The organism is Mesorhizobium salmacidum (SeqCode) (assembly GCF_037179605.1).
GTDB classification, from domain to species: Bacteria; Pseudomonadota; Alphaproteobacteria; order Rhizobiales; family Rhizobiaceae; genus Mesorhizobium; species Mesorhizobium salmacidum.
Genome location: NZ_JAPYKS010000086.1, coordinates 1 through 713, shown reverse-complemented (window position 1 = coordinate 713; position 713 = coordinate 1). Strand labels below are relative to the sequence as shown.

Here is a 713-nt window from a genome sequence, read left to right as displayed (position 1 = left end):
GCGCGCAGCAGGGCAACGCCACCGCCGGCAACGATGCCTTCTTCCACGGCCGCGCGGGTCGCGTTGAGGGCGTCATCGACGCGGTCCTTCTTTTCCTTGACTTCGACTTCCGTCGCACCGCCGACGCGGATCACCGCAACGCCGCCGGCGAGCTTCGCCAGACGTTCCTGCAGCTTCTCCTTGTCGTAGTCCGAGGTGGTCTCCTCGATCTGCTGCTTGATCTGGGCAACGCGGCCCTGGATCTCGGCCTTCTTGCCGGCGCCGTCGACGATGGTGGTGTTCTCCTTGGAGATCGACACCTTCTTGGCGCGGCCGAGCATGTTGAGGCCGACATTCTCGAGCTTGATGCCGAGGTCTTCCGAGATGACCTGGCCACCGGTGAGGATGGCGATGTCTTCCAGCATGGCCTTGCGGCGATCACCGAAGCCCGGCGCCTTGACGGCGGCGATCTTCAGGCCGCCACGCAGCTTGTTGACGACCAGCGTGGCCAGGGCCTCGCCTTCGACGTCTTCCGAGATGATGAGCAGCGGCTTCGAGGTCTGCACGACGGCTTCGAGGACCGGCAGCATGGCCTGCAGGTTGGAGAGCTTCTTCTCGTGCAGGAGGATGTAGACGTCCTCGAGCTCCGCAACCATCTTGTCGGCGTTGGTGACGAAGTAGGGCGAGAGGTAGCCGCGGTCGAACTGCATGCCTTCGACGACTTCCAGCTCGGT

1 protein-coding gene is annotated in these 713 nt (G+C 64.1%); it reads right to left on the bottom strand.

Annotated elements, in window-relative coordinates; all coding sequences use genetic code 11:
- Positions 1-713: chaperonin GroEL (groEL, locus tag O7A60_RS31735; protein WP_337109588.1), on the bottom strand; the 713-nt coding region annotated here is incomplete at both ends.